The following is a 16,742-nucleotide window of genomic DNA, read 5'->3' on the forward strand; positions in this document are numbered from 1 at the left end:
GTTTAAATTTGCGCCATTCCACCGTCGACAAACAGTTCGGTGGCGTTGATAAAACTTGCTGCATCTGAGGCCAGAAACGCCACCGCTTTACCCACTTCTCCCGGCGCGCCTAAGCGTCCCAGCGGCACCTGGGCGGCCAGCGCATCATACAGCCCCTGACGATGTTCTTCCGGCACCAGGTCACCCAGCCCTGGGGTTTTGATGGGCCCCGGGCTCACCACGTTGACGCGAATACCGCGCCCCTGCAAATCCAGCGCCCACGAACGGGCAAAGTTGCGCACGGCGGCTTTACTGGCGCTGTATACGCTAAAGTTTGCGGTTCCTTTAATGGACACCGTGGATCCGGTCAGAATGATCGACGATCCGGCAGATAACAGCGGTAACGCTTTTTGCACGGTGAACAGTACACCGCGAACGTTGGTTGCAAAGATGCGGTCAAACTGCTCTTCAGTGATAGCGCCTAACGGCAGCATGTCGCCACCACCCGCATTGGCGAACAGAATATCCAGACGCCCTTCGTCTTTTGCAATCTGCGCATAGACTTTATCGAGGTCGGAAAGTTGAGAGACGTCCGCACGGATGCCGACCGCCGCGGTGGCAATTTGTGCAACGGCAGCGTCCAGCTCCGCCTGACGACGTCCGGTGATATAAACCTTCGCGCCCTGGGCCGCCAGTTCCTGCGCGGTGGCGAGACCGATACCTGTGCTACCGCCCGTAACCAGGGCAATTTTACCTGCGAGAGATGTATTCATGTTATTCACCTTTAATCATATTTTCAGGATGCCCGCAAAAACGGTTGAAGAGGTTTTCGCTTGCGTTGAATAAACTCTATCGGTTGCAGGATTAATGAAAAACGGGCAAAAATGAAAATCACTATTCACAGGTGGAAATAATCCGGAGTACGAATGGACCAGCTCATGGCAATGCGCGCATTTACGCGGGTGGTGGAAACCGGAAGTTTTACCCGTGCGGCTGATTCTCTGAATATGCCTATCGCCACCCTGAGCAAGCTGGTGAAATCGCTCGAAGCACACCTGGAGATCCGGCTTTTACATCGCACGACACGACGGGTAGTCACCACACCGGAGGGTGCCGGGTACTATGAAAAAGCGCTCAGGGTGCTGATTGATATTGAAGATATCGATACCTCGTTTCGCGTTTCTCGCGCGACGCCGAAAGGCCATCTGCGCGTGGATGTGGGCGGTTCAACCGCGCGCGACGTGCTGATCCCCCTGCTCCCGGATTTTATGCAACGTTACCCGGAAATACGCATCGACCTTGGCGTGGCAGACCGGCCCGTGGATTTGATCAGCGGTAACGTTGACTGCGTGATCCGCGGCGGCCCTCTGGACGACTCCTCCCTTATTGCCCGCCATCTGGGCAACGCCGAAATGGTCACCTGCGCGACGTCCGATTATTTAAAACATCATGGCGTACCGGCCTATCCGCGGGAACTGTGCAATGGCCATAAGCTGATTAGCTACCTTTCTCCCGTCACCGGTCGGGCCTTTCCGTTTCGCTTCAGGGAAAAGGGAGAAAAGCTGGAGATAAGTATTCCGCACTTCCTTGGGGTCAATGAAAGCAACGCTCATCTGGCGGCGGCGGTGGCAGGTTTAGGCATTATTCAGACGTTTCAGTATTCGGCAAAAAGGCATTTACAGGCGGGGACGTTAACTGAAATTCTTAGCAACTGGCGACCTGACGCTTATCCGTTTCATGTGGTTTATCCGCAGAACCGGCATCTGACACATCGACTGAGAGTGTTTATCGCCTGGCTGGCAGAAGTGTTTCCTGCCGCGCTGAAGGGATAGCCGGGTGTTAACCCGGCTGAGGTTTAATTGAGCGTGTAATCCAGCGTGATTTCCGCGTTCAACAGCTGGGAAACCGGGCAGCCGGCTTTCGCTTTTTGAATAACGCCATCGAACTGCTGAGGGTCAATGCCAGGGACAGTAACCTTGCTCTGCAGTGCGACCTTCGTAATGGCGAAACCGCCCTCTTTTTTATCCAGTGACACGTCGGCGGTGGTATCAATGGAATCGGCGGTGTAGCCTGCTTCACCCAGCATCAGCGACAGTGCCATCGAAAAACAGGCTGCGTGTGCGGCACCAATCAGTTCTTCCGGGTTGGTCCCTTTTTCGCCTTCAAAACGGGTGTTGAAGCCGTAAGGCTGTTGATTGAGAACGCCGCTCTCGGTAGAAACAGTTCCTTTTCCGCGTTTAATATCGCCAGACCAGTGTGCTGAACCGTGCTTATGAATTGTCATTCTTGCTCTCCTTTTGGCTTACAAAGGGTTAAGTATAGACCAGAGATCTGACGCGTCCTGGAACACAGAGTATTCTGGTTGGCGTTGATGCGATACATCACTTCGAACCATCAAAAGGGAAAGGCCTATGATGCTAAACACCAGGCTTGTCGTGGCACTGACCACGCTCGCCGTGACGCTCCCCCTCTTTGCCAGCACGCCGGAGAATTTTATCTATACCAGCTCGGGCGACCTTGATGCCGCCGCCGCGCTTATCGCCCGTCGTGATATCGGTGGCGCGCAGATCGTTTATAACTGGCGTGCACTGGAGCCTGAGAAAAACAGATATGACTTCTCATCCATAGAACGAGACCTGGCGCGCCTGAAGGCCAGCGATAAAAAGCTGTTTGTTCAAATTCAGGATCGCTTCTTCGAAAAAGATGCCCGGTATGTCCCTGATTATCTGATGGCAGACACAAAGTACAGCGGCGGTATTTCTCCGCAGTTTGACAATCCTGGTGAAGGGAAACCAACAGGTTCAGGCTGGGTAGCCCGGCAGTGGGATCCTGCCGTGCGTGAACGGTATCAGGCCTTACTGGCAGCCCTGGCGAAGCGTTTTGATGGCCAGGTTTACGGTGTGAACTTACCGGAAACCGCCATTGACCTTGATGAGAAAAAGCCGCCGACAGGATTTTCGTGCGACAACTATTTTGCCGGAGAAATGGAAAACCTCGCCTTTGCGCGAAAGGTTTTCACGCAATCCCATGTCGTACAATATGTGAACTTCTGGCCGTGTGAATGGAACAATGACCATAATTACATGGGGCGGCTGTTTGAATACGCCAGTGCCCATAATATCGGGCTTGGCGGACCGGATATTGTTCCCAACCGCAAGGCGCAAATGAAAAACGCCTATCCGTTCTTTAACCAGTATAAAAACAAACTGCCGCTGGTCGCCATGGCCGTTCAGGAGCCCACGCTCACCTACCGAAACCCGGCTACCGGCAAGCCCTTCACCAAAGATGAATTTGTTCAGTTCGCAGAAGCGTATCTCGGCGCAGATATTATTTTCTGGAGCACGACGTCGCCCTGGCTGACGACGAAATAAGCCACAGGCTCACTGCGCGGGCATCAGTTCAGATGCCCTGCAATTTCATCAAGAAAGACGCGCAGGGCCGCAGGCTGATATTCCCGCGACTGGTAAATCCCGTGAATGGCGAGCGGCTTAGGCACTAAGTCTGTGAGCACCGGGACCAGCAGCCCTTGCTCGAGCGCCCCTTGCGCTTCGTGCTCGGGCAGCATTGCAATACCGCAATGTTTAACCGCCGCGTCCATCAACAACGACGAGATGCTGGCGCTAAGATTGCCGCTCACCGCGACGCTCACGCTTTCGCCTTCCAGCGTCACAAAATGCCACGACTGACCCGCAAAGAAGCTGTAATGCAGACAATTGTGCTGCGCCAAATCCTCAGGCGTCACGGGCGTGCCGTGCTGCGCAAGATAGTCCGGCGAGGCGCAAAGCACCGAACGGCACTCGCCCAGCCTGCGGGCAATCATCCCCGGCTCCGGGTTATCGGTAATTCGCACGGCTACGTCAATACGCTCGCCCACCAGACTCACGGGATGGTTATTCACATCCAGTTCAATTCTGAGCTGCGGATAACGCGCCAGCAGCCCGGGCAGTACCGGCGCAATCATGTGCATGGCGGTAAAGTGCGCGCAGGCTACCCGTAAGGTGCCGGAAGGTAAATCTTTCTCCGACTGGCCTTCAATCTCCTGCGACAGTTGCGAAAGGGTACGCGTTTTCTGCAGTACCTTTTCCCCTGCTGCGGTCAGCGTCAGCTTGCGCGTTGAGCGGTTCACCAGCCGGGTCCCCGCCCACTTCTCCATCTGCTCAAGATAACGGCTTACCATGGGCCGGGAAATGCCCAGCGCACGGGCTGCGGCACTCAAACTTCCCAGCTCGCAAATCCGGTTATAGACCTGTGCGGCAATAACGCGATCCATATAACGCTCCATTTGCTCGATTTATGAAACTAAGCATGTCTTGTTTCAGGAATTCTGGCAAATGTAGAGTTCGGTACAATAGGGTCTTTCCTGATAAAAAGAGACATGATGATGAAGCTCACTCGCCTTGCACTGCTATGCACCCTCTTCACGCCGGCGGTCTTTGCCGCACCGTTGACCATTGATACCTGGAACCCGCAGGAGAAAGGCATTTTTGCGGTCTCGTCGACGCTGGTGTCCGGCCCGAAAGAGGCCGTCCTGTTTGACGCGCAGTTCAGCGTGAAAGACGGTGAAGCACTGGTGGAGAAAATTCGCCGCAGCGGTAAAACCCTGAACAAGATTGTGATCACCTCCGGCGATCCGGACTTCTACTTTGGTCTGCAGCCGCTGGTTAAAGCGTTCCCGAATGCGAAAGTCGTGGCGACTCAGCAGGTGGTTGACCATATCAAGGCCACCAAAGATGCCAAGCTGGCCTTCTGGGGCCCACAGATGAAAGACGGCGCGCCAACTACGCTGATCGTTCCCCAGGTGCTGACCTCCACCACGTTTATGGTTGATGGTGAGAAAATCGATATTGAACAGCCAGACAGCTACGCGGCCTATGTCTGGATCCCATCAGCGAAGACGATTCTTGGCGGCACGGGCGTTTCATGGGGCATCCATCTGTGGACGGCCGATACCCAGACCCGCGCACGTCGCCAGCAGTGGCAGGACACGCTGGAAAACATGGCGGCGCACAAACCGGAGCGCGTGATCCCGGGTCACTATCTGGGGACGCCACCGTCAGGTACCGGCGCTATCGATTTTACCCGTGAATATCTGCAGCGGTTCGAGCAGACGCTGGCTAATCACAAAGATTCTGCTGGCGTAATTAGCGCCATGAAAAAAGCGTATCCGGGCCTGGCCGAAGAGAGCTCGCTGGAATTAAGTGCGAAAGTGAATACCGGCGAAATGAAATGGTAAATTAATCTCTGCTCCTGCTATTTTCTCGGATAGCAGGAGCGGCATCAAAATATCCCCCCTCGTCCCCTGTCATTATTTCTCCATTTCTAAAAGTGTCTAAAAGCATGCACTTATGTCATTTTTATTTCTAAGATGAATCTTAGACACAGCAAGGAAAATATTTGCCATTCTGTTTGTGAATTACATTTTTTGCGAGCCGTACCATTACACAGACAACGACACGGAGGCAGCATGTTTACTTATTACCCGGCAAATACTGCAGCAGCACAACCTGAACTCGTTAACGCGATCGCACAGGGTCTTCACGCCGAACACGGTGCTGTGACTGAAGATGACATTTTGATGGAACTGACCAAATGGGTGGAATCCACAGACAATGACATCCTCAGTGACATCTACCAACAGACCATTAACTACGTGGTCAGTGGACAGAATGCCTCTTTGTAAAAACCTGCTAAGCTGGATCTGCAACCTAAGGGGTTACATTTCGTTTGCGTAAGCAAACTTGTCCTTAAAACTATCAACAGGATTGAGGAGTAAAGATGAAATCGAACCGTCAGGCACGCCATATTCTGGGACTGAACTACAAGCTTTCTAACCAACGTAAAGTGGTGATTGAGGGCGACAGTGAAACGCAAGTCACCCATGCCACCGGCAGAAAACGCCACGCTGGCAAGTAAGTTCCAGTAAGAGATCCTGAACACCATCGGCAAAACCGATGGTGTTTTTGTTTATGTGTTGCGGTAATTAACATTTAGCTCCTTTATAATACCGCCTGACCGCACCCCACCGCACAGGCCAGAAAGATGACAAACAGCAGTGTCAGGGACGGATCTTCAAAAAAAGAGTGAGTGACATGGACAACAAACTGAAAAAACATCGTTCCTTATATATCCCTTATGCCGGTCCGGTTTTACTGGAATTCCCCCTGCTCAACAAAGGTAGCGCCTTCAGCATGGAAGAGCGCAGCAGCTTCAACCTGCTTGGTCTGCTGCCCGAAGTGGTGGAAACCATTGAAGAACAGGCTGAACGTGCGTGGATCCAGTATCAGGGTTTCAAGACTGAAATCGATAAGCACATCTACCTGCGTAACATTCAGGACACCAATGAAACCCTCTTCTATCGCCTGGTTCAGAACCACCTCGAAGAGATGATGCCGGTGATCTACACCCCAACGGTGGGTGCGGCCTGTGAACGTTTCTCTGAGATCTACCGTCGCTCCCGCGGCGTATTCATCTCTTATCAGAACCGTCACAATATGGACGATATTCTGCAGAACGTGCCGAACCACAACATCAAGGTCATTGTTGTGACTGACGGGGAACGTATTCTCGGCCTCGGGGATCAGGGCATTGGCGGAATGGGGATCCCAATTGGTAAGCTCTCGCTGTACACCGCCTGTGGGGGTATCAGCCCGGCGTACACCCTGCCGGTAGTGCTGGATGTGGGTACCAACAACCAGCAGCTGCTCAACGATCCGCTGTACATGGGCTGGCGTCATCCGCGCATTACCGACGATGAGTATTATCAGTTTGTTGATGATTTTATCCAGGCCGTTAAGGCACGCTGGCCGAACGTGCTGCTGCAGTTTGAAGACTTTGCGCAGAAAAACGCCATGCCGCTGCTGAACCGCTACCGCGATGACATCTGTTCATTCAACGACGACATTCAGGGCACCGCCGCCGTGACCGTTGGGACGCTGATCGCCGCCAGCCGTGCGGCAGGCAGCCAGTTGAGCTACCAGAAAATCGTCTTCCTGGGCGCAGGCTCTGCGGGCTGCGGTATTGCCGAGCAGATTATTGCTCAGACGCAGCGCGAGGGCTTGAGTGAAGAACTGGCCCGTTCCCGCGTCTATATGGTTGACCGTTTCGGCCTGCTGACCGACGGTATGCCTAACCTGCTGCCGTTCCAGACCCGACTGGTTCAGAAACGCGAGAACCTGAAAAACTGGGATACCGACAACGAGGTGCTCTCCCTGCTGGACGTGGTGCGCAACGTGAAGCCGGACATTCTTATCGGCGTTTCCGGGCAAACCGGCCTCTTCACCGAAGAGATTATTCGCGAAATGCACAAGCACTGTGAACGCCCTATCGTGATGCCGCTCTCTAACCCGACTTCCCGTGTAGAAGCAACGCCGCAGGACATCATCGCCTGGACCGAAGGTAACGCACTGGTGGCAACCGGCAGTCCGTTCGACCCGGTGGTGTGGAAGGATAAAACCTATCCGATCGCGCAGTGCAACAACTCCTACATCTTCCCGGGGATTGGTCTGGGGGTTATCGCGTCCGGTGCTTCGCGCATTACCGACGAAATGCTGATGTCCGCCAGCGAAACCCTGGCGAAACACTCACCGCTGGTGAATAACGGTGAAGGCCTGGTGTTACCAGAGCTGAAAGACATTCATAAGGTGTCCCGCGCGATCGCTTTCGCAGTAGGAAAAATGGCACAGCAGCAAGGTGTGGCGGTGAAAACCTCCGCCGATGCGCTGCAGCAGGCCATTGACGACAACTTCTGGATGCCGGAATACCGCAGCTATCGCAGAACGTCTATCTAAAGAACAGGCCGGGTCAGGCAATCATGCCTCCCGGCCTGCCATTCTGCCCGCGCTTGCCGGGCCGTAAAATCCCCGCTACACTGCCTTCATCCATTAACCTACTGAATATATAAGGAGGCCAATTATGCTGTACTGTGAAATTTTCAATGTTTCACATACATTTGGTGATCGCACCAGCTCAAGCGTTATCGGTATCGTGCTGCGATAACTTCTGCTTGAGCGAAGACACCAACCCCTGAAATCCCTTCTCTCGGGCTTACTGAGTTATCGTCAGCGATGTTTGACGAGGCATAAACATGCCTGTAACTCTTGGGTAAGCAACAATGAGCACTTTACTCACTGCACAATCTCTACGTGTTGATACGGCGTTTGGTACGCTCTTCGACTCTCTCTCCTTTACGCTGAAAAAAGGCGATCGCATCGGTCTGCTGGGCGACAACGGCTGCGGTAAAAGTACGCTGCTGAAGGTGCTGGACGGTACGGACACGCCTGCCGCCGGAACGGTCGCGCTGGCCGGACACTGCATCATGGCGCGCGTAGAACAACATCTCCCGGACGGGATTTATCCCCTGAGCATGCTGGATGCCGTGCTGGCACAACTGCCTGCGGCTGAACGCGAGAGCCTGCGCTGGAAAGCGGAAACGCTGCTGGCGAGTATGGGCTTTACGCCGCAGGACTGGACATTAACCTCGGCAACGTTGAGCGGCGGGCAACATACGCGTCTGCTGCTGGCGCGGGCTTTGATTAATGCGCCGGACCTGCTGCTGCTGGATGAACCGAGTAACCACCTCGATTTACCCACCATGCTCTGGCTGGAGCAATTTTTACAGGCCTGGTCAGGCAGCTTTGTGCTGGTTTCACATGACAGGCAGCTGCTGGATGCCGTGACCAACGGCAGTTGGATCCTGCGCGATAAGATGCTGCATTACTTTGCCCTTCCCTGCACCGCCGCACGCAAAGCGCTGGATGCGAAAGACGAAAGTGATGCGCAGCGCCACAAGGCAGAACAAAAGGAGATCGACCGCGTCGCGGCCAGCGCAAAAAGACTGGCGACCTGGGGCAAAGTCTACGACAACGAAGACCTGGCCCGCAAAGCGAAACAGATGGAAAAGCAGGTTGAACGGCTGAAAGAGAGTCAGACGGAGGTCACGGCGGGAAGTCAGTGGACATTAACCCTGCGCGGCGACGCGCTGCGGGCCGACCGTCTGCTGGAGCTTGAAAACCTCGCGGTGCCGCCGGCGCCCGGACTGCCTGCGCTGTTTAATATTGACATCGCGCGTATCAAAAGCGGCGACCGCGTGGCCATCGTTGGACGTAACGGCTGCGGTAAATCATCCCTGATGAAGCTGATCTGGCGGCATTTTCGCGGCGAGCAGGCTGACGATGGGCTGAAACTCCATCCACGCGTATCGCCTGGCTATTATGACCAGACGCTGAACCAGCTCCCGGACGATGCATCGCTGTTTGACGCACTGGAGCCGTTTGCCCCCGATCCGCAGAATCGCAAGATGGCCCTGATCGGTGCCGGCTTTGCGTGGCCACGTCACGGTCAGAAAGTCAGTACGCTCAGCGGTGGAGAACGCTCTCGCCTGCTGTTTGTTGGCCTGACGTTAGCGCGCTATAGCCTGCTGATGCTGGATGAACCGACCAACCATCTGGACATGGAAGGCAAAGAGGCGCTGACAGAAACCCTGCAGCAATTTGAAGGTGGCGTGCTGCTGGTCAGCCATGACCGTCAATTAATCAGCCAAAGCTGCAACCGTTTCTGGCTGATTGAGGACGGCAGGTTGAGTGAATGGCATGACGCCGAAGCGGTCTTTGAACGGCTGCGTGAAAGTGCAGGCCTGATAACATCGCCGTGTTCACCGAAACAACAGCACGATCGCCCTTCGCAGTTTGACGACCTGCTTGAACGGCTGATCGCGCTGGAGACATTGCTGGAGGAAGACCTGGCCCGCAAACCGAAGCACCAGAAGCCGCAGTTGCAGGCGCAATGGCGCCAGGAGATTGAGGCGATAGAAGCAAAACTGTAAGTCCGCGCCCGGCGAGCGTCTCGCCGGGCCGCTCTGCCCCTGAACGCCCCCCTGATTATTAGAGGATCGCTGTATTCTTAATCCAAAATCGAATCAAATGATGACATTATGTTGCTGCCACCTTGCATTAACGCGCCTAAGTATTAATCCTTAAGAAGTAGTACACCTGCTATGCAGAATCTCATCATGAACAAGGAGAAACATATGAAGGCTGCTGTTGTCACTCAGGATCATCAGGTCAATGTCACCGAAAAATCATTACGTCCGCTTAAGCATGGTGAAGCCCTGCTGAAGATGGAATGCTGCGGCGTATGTCATACCGATCTTCACGTGAAGAACGGTGATTTCGGCGATAAGACCGGGGTGATCCTGGGTCACGAAGGAATAGGGATCGTTAAAGAGATTGGCCCAGGCGTCAACTCGCTGAAAATTGGCGACCGTGCGAGCGTGGCATGGTTTTTTGAAGGCTGTGGACACTGCGAATACTGTAATACCGGCAACGAAACCCTGTGCCGGGATGTGAAAAACGCGGGTTATTCCGTTGACGGTGGGATGGCTGAAGAGTGCATCGTGACCGCCGATTATGCGGTAAAAGTGCCGGACGGTCTGGATTCCGCAGCGGCGAGCAGCATCACCTGCGCGGGGGTCACCACCTACAAAGCGGTAAAAGTGTCCCACATTAAGCCGGGCCAGTGGATTGCGATTTACGGCCTTGGTGGTCTGGGTAACCTTGCGTTGCAGTACGCTAAAAACGTGTTCAACGCCAAGGTCATCGCCATTGATGTGAACGATGAACAGCTGAAACTGGCCGCCAGCATGGGGGCAGATTTAACCATTAACTCTCGCAGCGAAGATGCAGCGAAAATTGTTCAGGAGAAAACCGGAGGCGCACATGCTGCGGTGGTAACTGCCGTGGCAAAAGCAGCCTTCAACTCAGCGGTGGATGCCGTGCGTGCCGGTGGCCGCGTGGTCGCCGTTGGCCTGCCGCCGGAAGCGATGAGCCTGGATATTCCGCGCCTGGTCCTGGACGGCATTCAGGTCGTCGGATCGCTGGTGGGAACCCGTCAGGACCTGATGGAGGCATTCCAGTTTGCAGCAGAGGGCAAAGTGGTGCCAAAAGTGACAATGCGTCCGCTGGAAGATATCAATGCCATCTTTAAAGAGATGGAGCAGGGTCAAATCCGCGGTCGTATGGTGATTGATTTACGCTCTTAATCGCCGGTTGCCGGGGGGCGGTTTTGCCTTACCCGGCATTTCACTACGACGATCGCCGGTCAGAAATCCACTCCTGAACCTCAATCTGAAAGGTATCCGGCGCTTTGCGGTACATCTTGCGCGCCAGATCGAGAATGGTATGTCGCGCTAACTCCTCTTCCATGCGTTGCTGTGCGCTATCCATGACCGAACGTACGCCACACGGGCCATTGCACACCCAGGCAGGAGGCGTTTCATTAAACACCGCCAGCCGCTGACGCACCTCGCGACACTCAAACATGTTCTTCTCACCGTCAATGGCGTGCGCCACATCCAGTACGGTGATCAACTCCGCCGGGCGCGCCAGTTTAAACCCGCCGCCCTTACCTTCCGTGCTGCTCACCAGCCCGGCACGTGACAAACGGGTGAAGATTTTTCCCAGGTAATCATACGGCACACCCTGCAGGGCGGCCATTTCCCGGACGCTCATCTCACGCTCATTGCCTTTTGCATCCACCATGCACATCAGGCTGTGAATGCCGTATTCCACACCGGAACTGTAAAACGCCATGGTTAACTCCGAAGTTATTTATCTGGGTCATTATAACGGCGTTATTGCCCACAATCACAACTACCCTCCCCTTTTTCATTAACATGCTGATTTTATGCAGCATTAAAATTTAACTCAGAAAGAAGTTGTCGCAGTTAACTGCGACAAGTATAGTTGTAGTTATGTCAGGTATACAGCGTGATGATCAAAAGGATCGAAGATGAAGAAGCAGATTTTAATTGTGGGCAGTGGTTTTTCCGGCATGTGGGCTGCAGTCAGTGCCGCGCGTCTGAATGCGCTGGAGGGCAATAACAGCCTGAAGATCGCCGTGCTGGCACCCGCCCCCGAGTTGCGTGTTCGCCCGCGCTTCTATGAAGAGAACGTGACGTCGCTGGTCTCGCCGCTGACCGGACTGTTCGCTGAACTGGGTATTGATTTTATCGCCGGCAAAGCAGAATTCATTGATATAAAAGGGAAAAGTGTTTCCTATCGTGATGCGAATGGCGTAACTGCCGCAGTGAGTTACGAGCGGTTAGTGCTGGCCACCGGCAGTCAGAGCAAGCGTCCACCGATTGCCGGGCTGGCTGAGTACGCCTTTGATATCGATCAGCTTGAATCCGCACAGACCTTTGAGCAGCATCTTGACTCCCTGGTCTCGCGCCCTTCCACCGCTGCGCGCAATACCGTGGTTGTCTGTGGCGGCGGTTTTACCGGCATTGAACTGGCAACCGAGCTTCCTGCCCGACTGCGCGCTCGCTTCGGTGATGATACAGCGACAAGAGTTATCGTAGTTGAAAGGGGTCATGTCATTGGCGGACGATACAGTGAAGCATTGCGTAACACCATTGAAGACGCGAGCCAGGAACTGGGGATTGAGTGGCGTCTGAACAGTGAAATTGAGGCCATCGATGCGAACGGCGTAACGCTGAAAAACGGCGAACGTATCCCCGCTGCAACCGTAGTCTGGACGGCAGGCGTTGAAGCAAACCCGCTTGGACAACAGATTAACGGCGAACGCGATAACCAGGGGCGTCTGAAAGTGACAGAAACGCTGCAGGTTCCGGCTCATCCGGACGTGTACGCGACGGGAGATATGGCCTACGCCAGAACGGACGAGATGGGGAACACGGCGCTAATGACCTGCCAGCACGCGATCCAGTTGGGTAAATTTGCCGGCCACAACGCGGCAGCCAGCCTGTTGAATCGCACGCCTTATCCTTACCGCCAGGTTAACTACGTGACCTGTCTGGACCTGGGTGCCTGGGGTGCCGTTTACACTGAAGGGTGGGACCAGGCCGTCAAATCGGTGCGTGATGACGCAAAGAAAATCAAAATCGCCATCACCAATGAACTTATCTACCCGCCAGCAGCGGACAAAGCCGTGGCGTTTGCCGCTGCCGATCCGTTGGCGAAATTTGTCTAATGCCCTTCTACCGCGCCTTACCGGCGCGGTTCAACGTGCGGAAGCGAGCGAACCGGCGTCTGCCTTTCTGGCCCGAAGGTGCGCGTAGATCAGCAGTGAACTCATGGCTGAGAAAGAGAGCACAGCCGCTGGCAGCGTGACATAGCTCCAGCTAAAGCCAAGCGTGATCATCATCCCGCCAAAATACGCCCCTATCGCACTGCCGAGGTTAAATGCCATCTGCCCGCCTGCGGCACCCAGCATCTCACCGCCCTTCGCATTTTGCAGGAGAAGAATTTGCAGCGGCGCAGAGAGTGCAAACAGCCCGACACAGCAGATAAAGCCCATCACCAGCGACGCCGTTTTATGTTCCCCAAAGGCGAATAGCAACAGCAGTGACGCGACAATGACCATGTCGGTGGTGGCGGCAATACGCAGCGGACTGAAGCGACCCGATAATTTCCCGCTCAGGAGATTACCTAACACCATACCCAGCCCCATCAGCATCATGATGACCGTCATGACGCCTTCGGAGAAGCCAGAGACGTTGACCATAAACGGTTTGACGAAGCTGAACCACGCAAACACACCAGCATTGCCAAACATGGTGGCGGCAAAAATCAGCCACGGCTCCGGTTTTTTCAGAAAGGAAAATTGCGCGGTCAATTTGATTTCGGAGCGATCATGGATGTGCGGCACCCAGACCAGTACCGAGATGATCACCAGAGCATCAAACAGGGCAATCAGGAAAAAGGTGTAGCGCCAGCTGAATTCATGACCCAGCCAGGTGCCCAGCGGTACGCCCACCAGATTGGCAACCGTCATGCCGGCTATCATGCCCGCCACGGCGACCGTCACCTTCCCCGGAGGCGCAATTCTCGAGAGAATAATCGCCCCGACGCCAAAAATGGCGCCGTGCGGAAAACCGGAAATTAGCCGCCCTATCGCCAGCCAGGCATACGACGTAGAAAAGGTAAAAATTGCATTACCGACGGCACACAGCACCACCAGAAACAACAGCGTGGATTTTAACGAGAACTTGCCTGAGAACAACGCCACAATCGGGGCACCAATCACCACACCAAAGGCGTAAAACGAAATCATATTCCCGGCGGCGGGAATTGAAATTCCGGTGTCATGGGCCAGTTCAGTTAATACGCCCATAATGCCAAATTCAGCCATTCCCAGGCCAAACGTGCCAAGTGCCAACGAAAAAATTGTCTTTTTCATACCACAACCACTGGTTAACAACGCGCGACGGGCATTATTGAACAATCTTGTATGGTGAGCCAGTTCAAATCAGCTGGCTGACACGTTAATCCATTAATTCAGGTGGATTACACTTGATAGTGCGGCCCCGCTTTTTCCCGCGCCGGACAACCTGAGGATGACAATCATGGGAAGCAAGAAGAAAACCAGTGTCGCAGTTGATGTCATAAAGCATGAGCCGTTAAAAACGAAAGAGTATGAAAAAGAGCTTCGTCGCCTCCACGTTGAATTGGTTAAGCTCCAGCAGTGGGTCGTCGCAAAGGGTTTAAAGGTCTGTATTGTCTTTGAAGGGCGCGACGGTGCCGGTAAAGGCGGAACCATTAAAGCCATCACTGAACGCGTTAGCCCACGCGTCTTCCGGGTTGTTGCGCTCCCCGCGCCGACGGAAAAAGAGAAGACCCAGCTCTATTTCCAGCGTTATGTCCCCCACCTGCCAGCCGCTGGCGAAATCGTCATTTTTGACCGCAGCTGGTACAACCGCGCGGGCGTTGAACGGGTGATGGGATTCTGCACACAGGAGCAGGTCGAGAAGTTTCTTGATGGCACGCCGGTGATGGAAAAAGCAATGGTGGATGCCGGGATCATCCTGCTCAAATACTGGCTGGAGGTCACGCCGAAAGAACAGGAGCGTCGTCTGCGCGATCGTATTAACGACGGGCGAAAGACCTGGAAATTATCGCCAATGGACATTAAGTCTTTTAATTTGTGGGATGAATATACCGTGGCGCGAGATGCGATGTTTGCTGCCACCGACACCGCCTGGGCGCCGTGGTTTGTCGCCCGTTCGGAAGATAAAAAACGCGTGCGCCTGAACATTATTTCGCACCTGCTGGCGCAAATCCCGTACAAAGCCATTCACATCGAAGCGGTGAGTTTGCCGAAGCGTAAGATTGGTAAAGTGAAGCCGACCCAATACCCGTTCCGGTATGTTGAAGAGCGTTTTTGACTGAAGCGTTCGCGGGTCATTCGCTGACCCGCGAGCGCGGGACTTACGGCATCCCTTTCGTACTGTCCTGTTTCGCTTCCAGCCGCTCAACGTCACGGTACCAGCGCGGGTGGTGTTTCTGCGCCCAGCGGCGGCTCACTTTCCCTTCAATCATGCCTTTAATCGACCCTTTGACCCAGAAGGCCATATACATGTGGATCAGGATGGCGTGGATCAGAATGATGGCTGACGTCGCGTGAATAAGCAGCGCGTAGCGAATCACCTGTATGGGGAAGTAGTGCGCAAAGTACGGCCGCCAGATAATGACGCCGGTGACCAGCAGCACAAAAATCATGCTCATGATGGTCCAGAACATCATCTTCTGCCCGGCGTTGTATTTGCCGACCTTCGCAACCTTATGCTCATTGCCCTTCAGAACCTCAATAATCCCCTTCAGCCATGGAATGTCATGCTTGTCCGGAATATTGTGATGTACGAAGCGCGCCAACATAAACATCAGCACCACGAAAATCAGCACGCCGAAGAACGGATGCAAGATACGCCCCATCTGTGGCGTCCCGAAGGTTTCCGTCAGCCACTGCAGCGTCGGGAAGAAGAAGGAGATCCCCGAGACCGCCACCAGGAAGAAGCAGATCACTACCGTCCAGTGACAGGCGCGGTCGACAAACTTCGTGCGCACAATCCATGACTTACTCATGAGGTTCCTCCTCATCGTCATCCACCTCTTTGTTGGGTCCGATACCGATGTAGTGATAAATCAACCCGGCGAAAGTAGCGATAAAGCCCGCCGCAGAGAGCGGTTTGAGCGCCCCTTTCCACAGGTTGATCGAGGTATCGATCGCAGGATCTTTCGGCAGATTGTGGTACAACTCCGGCTGGTCGTTATGGTGCAGAACATACATCACGTGCGTTCCCCCCACCCCCTGCGGGTTATAAATGCCCGCACTGGCGTAACCGCGCGCTTTCAGTTTGTCCACGCGCTGCTGGGCTACCTCCAGCATCTCTCTTTTTGTCCCGAAGTGGATAGCCCCGGTCGGGCAGGTTTTCACGCAGGCAGGCTCCTGCCCGACGCTCACGCGATCGACACACAGGGTGCATTTGTAGACCCGGTTATCCTCTTTACTGAGGCGCGGAATATTAAACGGACAGCCCGCAATGCAGTAGCCACAACCGATGCAGTTATCCTGCTGGAAATCGACAATTCCGTTGGCGTACTGGACGATGGCCCCGGCTGACGGACAGGCCTTCAGGCATCCCGGATCTTCGCAGTGCATACAACCGTCTTTACGGATCAGCCACTCCAGCTTGCCGTTCTGATCGGTATCGCTAAAACGCATCACCGTCCAGGATTTGGCACTCAGGTCCGCCGGATTATCGTAAACCCCGACGCAGTGTCCCACTTCATCGCGGATATCGTTCCACTCCGAGCAGGCCACCTGGCAGGCTTTACATCCCACGCAGGAAGTGACATCGATAAGCTTGGCGACTTCTGCCTTATCATCCCGCGCACGAGGCGCGGGGGTGATAGAGTTGGTCGCGGAGCGTTTAATAATGTCCTGTGTTTCCATTGCCATGTATTCGC

The 16,742-nt window shown here is 54.4% G+C and carries 17 protein-coding genes; 10 read left to right on the plus strand and 7 right to left on the minus strand.

Translation table 11 applies throughout. The features are described from left to right. Positions 1–2: 2 nt before the first annotated feature. On the minus strand, positions 3–752 hold the full coding sequence (locus JTA15_RS06920) for an SDR family NAD(P)-dependent oxidoreductase (RefSeq protein ID WP_020884087.1): 750 nt from the start codon (positions 750–752) through the stop codon (positions 3–5). A gap of 153 nt (positions 753–905) precedes the next feature. On the opposite strand from JTA15_RS06920, the gene JTA15_RS06925 reads away from it, so the two are divergent. Further along, positions 906–1,811, plus strand: coding sequence for a LysR family transcriptional regulator (locus JTA15_RS06925; protein WP_219373037.1), 906 nt, complete (start codon positions 906–908; stop codon positions 1,809–1,811). 23 nt (positions 1,812–1,834) lie between these two features. Here the strand turns inward: JTA15_RS06925 and JTA15_RS06930 are convergent, their stop codons facing one another. Continuing rightward, on the minus strand, positions 1,835–2,263 hold the full coding sequence (locus JTA15_RS06930; protein ID WP_014170171.1) for an OsmC family protein: 429 nt from the start codon (positions 2,261–2,263) through the stop codon (positions 1,835–1,837). 127 nt (positions 2,264–2,390) lie between these two features. On the opposite strand from JTA15_RS06930, the gene JTA15_RS06935 reads away from it, so the two are divergent. Beyond that, entirely contained in the window at positions 2,391–3,350 is a 960-nt protein-coding gene (locus JTA15_RS06935) for a hypothetical protein (RefSeq protein WP_219373038.1), read from the plus strand. Between the two features lie 23 nt (positions 3,351–3,373). Here the strand turns inward: JTA15_RS06935 and JTA15_RS06940 are convergent, their stop codons facing one another. Further along, entirely contained in the window at positions 3,374–4,249 is an 876-nt protein-coding gene (locus JTA15_RS06940; RefSeq protein WP_020884082.1) for a LysR family transcriptional regulator, read from the minus strand. 111 nt (positions 4,250–4,360) lie between these two features. Between JTA15_RS06940 and JTA15_RS06945 the strand changes: the two genes are divergently transcribed. The 6 genes from JTA15_RS06945 to adhP all read left to right on the plus strand — a co-directional run bounded on the left by JTA15_RS06945 (position 4,361) and on the right by adhP (position 11,014). Further along, positions 4,361–5,212, plus strand: a complete 852-nt coding sequence (locus JTA15_RS06945) for a Vmh family MBL fold metallo-hydrolase (RefSeq protein WP_025204138.1) — start codon at positions 4,361–4,363, stop codon at positions 5,210–5,212. A 231-nt stretch (positions 5,213–5,443) separates the two neighbouring features. After that, positions 5,444–5,659: a biofilm-dependent modulation protein gene (gene bdm / locus JTA15_RS06950; RefSeq protein ID WP_020884080.1), complete on the plus strand. Its 216-nt coding sequence runs from the start codon at positions 5,444–5,446 to the stop codon at positions 5,657–5,659. Positions 5,660–5,754: 95 nt separating this feature from the next. Continuing rightward, the gene (gene sra / locus JTA15_RS06955) at positions 5,755–5,892 is read left to right on the plus strand and encodes a stationary-phase-induced ribosome-associated protein (RefSeq protein ID WP_013096533.1); all 138 of its coding nucleotides are present in this window, start codon (positions 5,755–5,757) and stop codon (positions 5,890–5,892) included. 176 nt (positions 5,893–6,068) lie between these two features. Further along, positions 6,069–7,766, plus strand: coding sequence for an NAD-dependent malic enzyme (locus JTA15_RS06960; protein WP_020884079.1), 1,698 nt, complete (start codon positions 6,069–6,071; stop codon positions 7,764–7,766). Between the two features lie 323 nt (positions 7,767–8,089). Continuing rightward, on the plus strand, positions 8,090–9,799 hold the full coding sequence (locus JTA15_RS06965) for an ABC-F family ATP-binding cassette domain-containing protein (protein ID WP_219373039.1): 1,710 nt from the start codon (positions 8,090–8,092) through the stop codon (positions 9,797–9,799). Positions 9,800–10,003: 204 nt separating this feature from the next. Beyond that, entirely contained in the window at positions 10,004–11,014 is a 1,011-nt protein-coding gene (gene adhP, locus JTA15_RS06970) for an alcohol dehydrogenase AdhP (RefSeq protein WP_020884077.1), read from the plus strand. Positions 11,015–11,057: 43 nt separating this feature from the next. Here adhP and JTA15_RS06975 read toward each other — a convergent pair whose 3' ends face one another. Further along, positions 11,058–11,564, minus strand: coding sequence for an Rrf2 family transcriptional regulator (locus JTA15_RS06975; protein WP_014170178.1), 507 nt, complete (start codon positions 11,562–11,564; stop codon positions 11,058–11,060). A gap of 199 nt (positions 11,565–11,763) precedes the next feature. Between JTA15_RS06975 and JTA15_RS06980 the strand changes: the two genes are divergently transcribed. Next, positions 11,764–12,966: an NAD(P)/FAD-dependent oxidoreductase gene (locus JTA15_RS06980; protein WP_025204136.1), complete on the plus strand. Its 1,203-nt coding sequence runs from the start codon at positions 11,764–11,766 to the stop codon at positions 12,964–12,966. A gap of 30 nt (positions 12,967–12,996) precedes the next feature. Here JTA15_RS06980 and araJ read toward each other — a convergent pair whose 3' ends face one another. Then, positions 12,997–14,175 (minus strand): MFS transporter AraJ, encoded by a 1,179-nt coding sequence (gene araJ / locus JTA15_RS06985; RefSeq protein ID WP_219373040.1) that lies wholly within the window; start codon positions 14,173–14,175, stop codon positions 12,997–12,999. 166 nt (positions 14,176–14,341) lie between these two features. Between araJ and ppk2 the strand changes: the two genes are divergently transcribed. After that, on the plus strand, positions 14,342–15,160 hold the full coding sequence (ppk2, locus tag JTA15_RS06990; RefSeq protein ID WP_108648217.1) for a polyphosphate kinase 2: 819 nt from the start codon (positions 14,342–14,344) through the stop codon (positions 15,158–15,160). Between the two features lie 43 nt (positions 15,161–15,203). On the opposite strand, the gene fdnI is transcribed toward ppk2, so the two are convergent. Both fdnI and fdxH read right to left on the minus strand, forming a co-directional pair. Continuing rightward, a complete protein-coding gene (gene fdnI / locus JTA15_RS06995) occupies positions 15,204–15,857 on the minus strand; it encodes a formate dehydrogenase-N subunit gamma (protein ID WP_108648216.1) in 654 nt (217 codons plus the stop codon). Further along, complete coding sequence (gene fdxH, locus JTA15_RS07000; protein WP_219373041.1) at positions 15,850–16,734, minus strand: formate dehydrogenase subunit beta; 885 nt, start codon at positions 16,732–16,734, stop codon at positions 15,850–15,852. Before fdxH ends, fdnI begins: the two co-directional genes overlap by 8 nt. Between the last annotated feature and the right edge of the window lie 8 nt (positions 16,735–16,742).

This window comes from Enterobacter sp. BIDMC 29, assembly GCF_019378755.1.
Lineage (GTDB): Bacteria > Pseudomonadota > Gammaproteobacteria > Enterobacterales > Enterobacteriaceae > Enterobacter > Enterobacter ludwigii.

Coding starts and splice junctions, on each gene's coding strand:
- JTA15_RS06975 (WP_014170178.1), bottom strand. CDS start 11,564: ATGGCGTTTTACAGTTCCGGTGTGGAATACGGCATTCACAGCCTGATG.
- JTA15_RS06980 (WP_025204136.1), top strand. CDS start 11,764: ATGAAGAAGCAGATTTTAATTGTGGGCAGTGGTTTTTCCGGCATGTGG.
- ppk2 (WP_108648217.1), top strand. CDS start 14,342: ATGGGAAGCAAGAAGAAAACCAGTGTCGCAGTTGATGTCATAAAGCAT.
- fdnI (WP_108648216.1), bottom strand. CDS start 15,857: ATGAGTAAGTCATGGATTGTGCGCACGAAGTTTGTCGACCGCGCCTGT.
- JTA15_RS06925 (WP_219373037.1), top strand. CDS start 906: ATGGACCAGCTCATGGCAATGCGCGCATTTACGCGGGTGGTGGAAACC.
- JTA15_RS06920 (WP_020884087.1), bottom strand. CDS start 752: ATGAATACATCTCTCGCAGGTAAAATTGCCCTGGTTACGGGCGGTAGC.
- adhP (WP_020884077.1), top strand. CDS start 10,004: ATGAAGGCTGCTGTTGTCACTCAGGATCATCAGGTCAATGTCACCGAA.
- JTA15_RS06965 (WP_219373039.1), top strand. CDS start 8,090: ATGAGCACTTTACTCACTGCACAATCTCTACGTGTTGATACGGCGTTT.
- bdm (WP_020884080.1), top strand. CDS start 5,444: ATGTTTACTTATTACCCGGCAAATACTGCAGCAGCACAACCTGAACTC.
- araJ (WP_219373040.1), bottom strand. CDS start 14,175: ATGAAAAAGACAATTTTTTCGTTGGCACTTGGCACGTTTGGCCTGGGA.
- fdxH (WP_219373041.1), bottom strand. CDS start 16,734: ATGGCAATGGAAACACAGGACATTATTAAACGCTCCGCGACCAACTCT.
- JTA15_RS06935 (WP_219373038.1), top strand. CDS start 2,391: ATGATGCTAAACACCAGGCTTGTCGTGGCACTGACCACGCTCGCCGTG.
- JTA15_RS06940 (WP_020884082.1), bottom strand. CDS start 4,249: ATGGATCGCGTTATTGCCGCACAGGTCTATAACCGGATTTGCGAGCTG.
- JTA15_RS06930 (WP_014170171.1), bottom strand. CDS start 2,263: ATGACAATTCATAAGCACGGTTCAGCACACTGGTCTGGCGATATTAAA.
- sra (WP_013096533.1), top strand. CDS start 5,755: ATGAAATCGAACCGTCAGGCACGCCATATTCTGGGACTGAACTACAAG.
- JTA15_RS06960 (WP_020884079.1), top strand. CDS start 6,069: ATGGACAACAAACTGAAAAAACATCGTTCCTTATATATCCCTTATGCC.
- JTA15_RS06945 (WP_025204138.1), top strand. CDS start 4,361: ATGAAGCTCACTCGCCTTGCACTGCTATGCACCCTCTTCACGCCGGCG.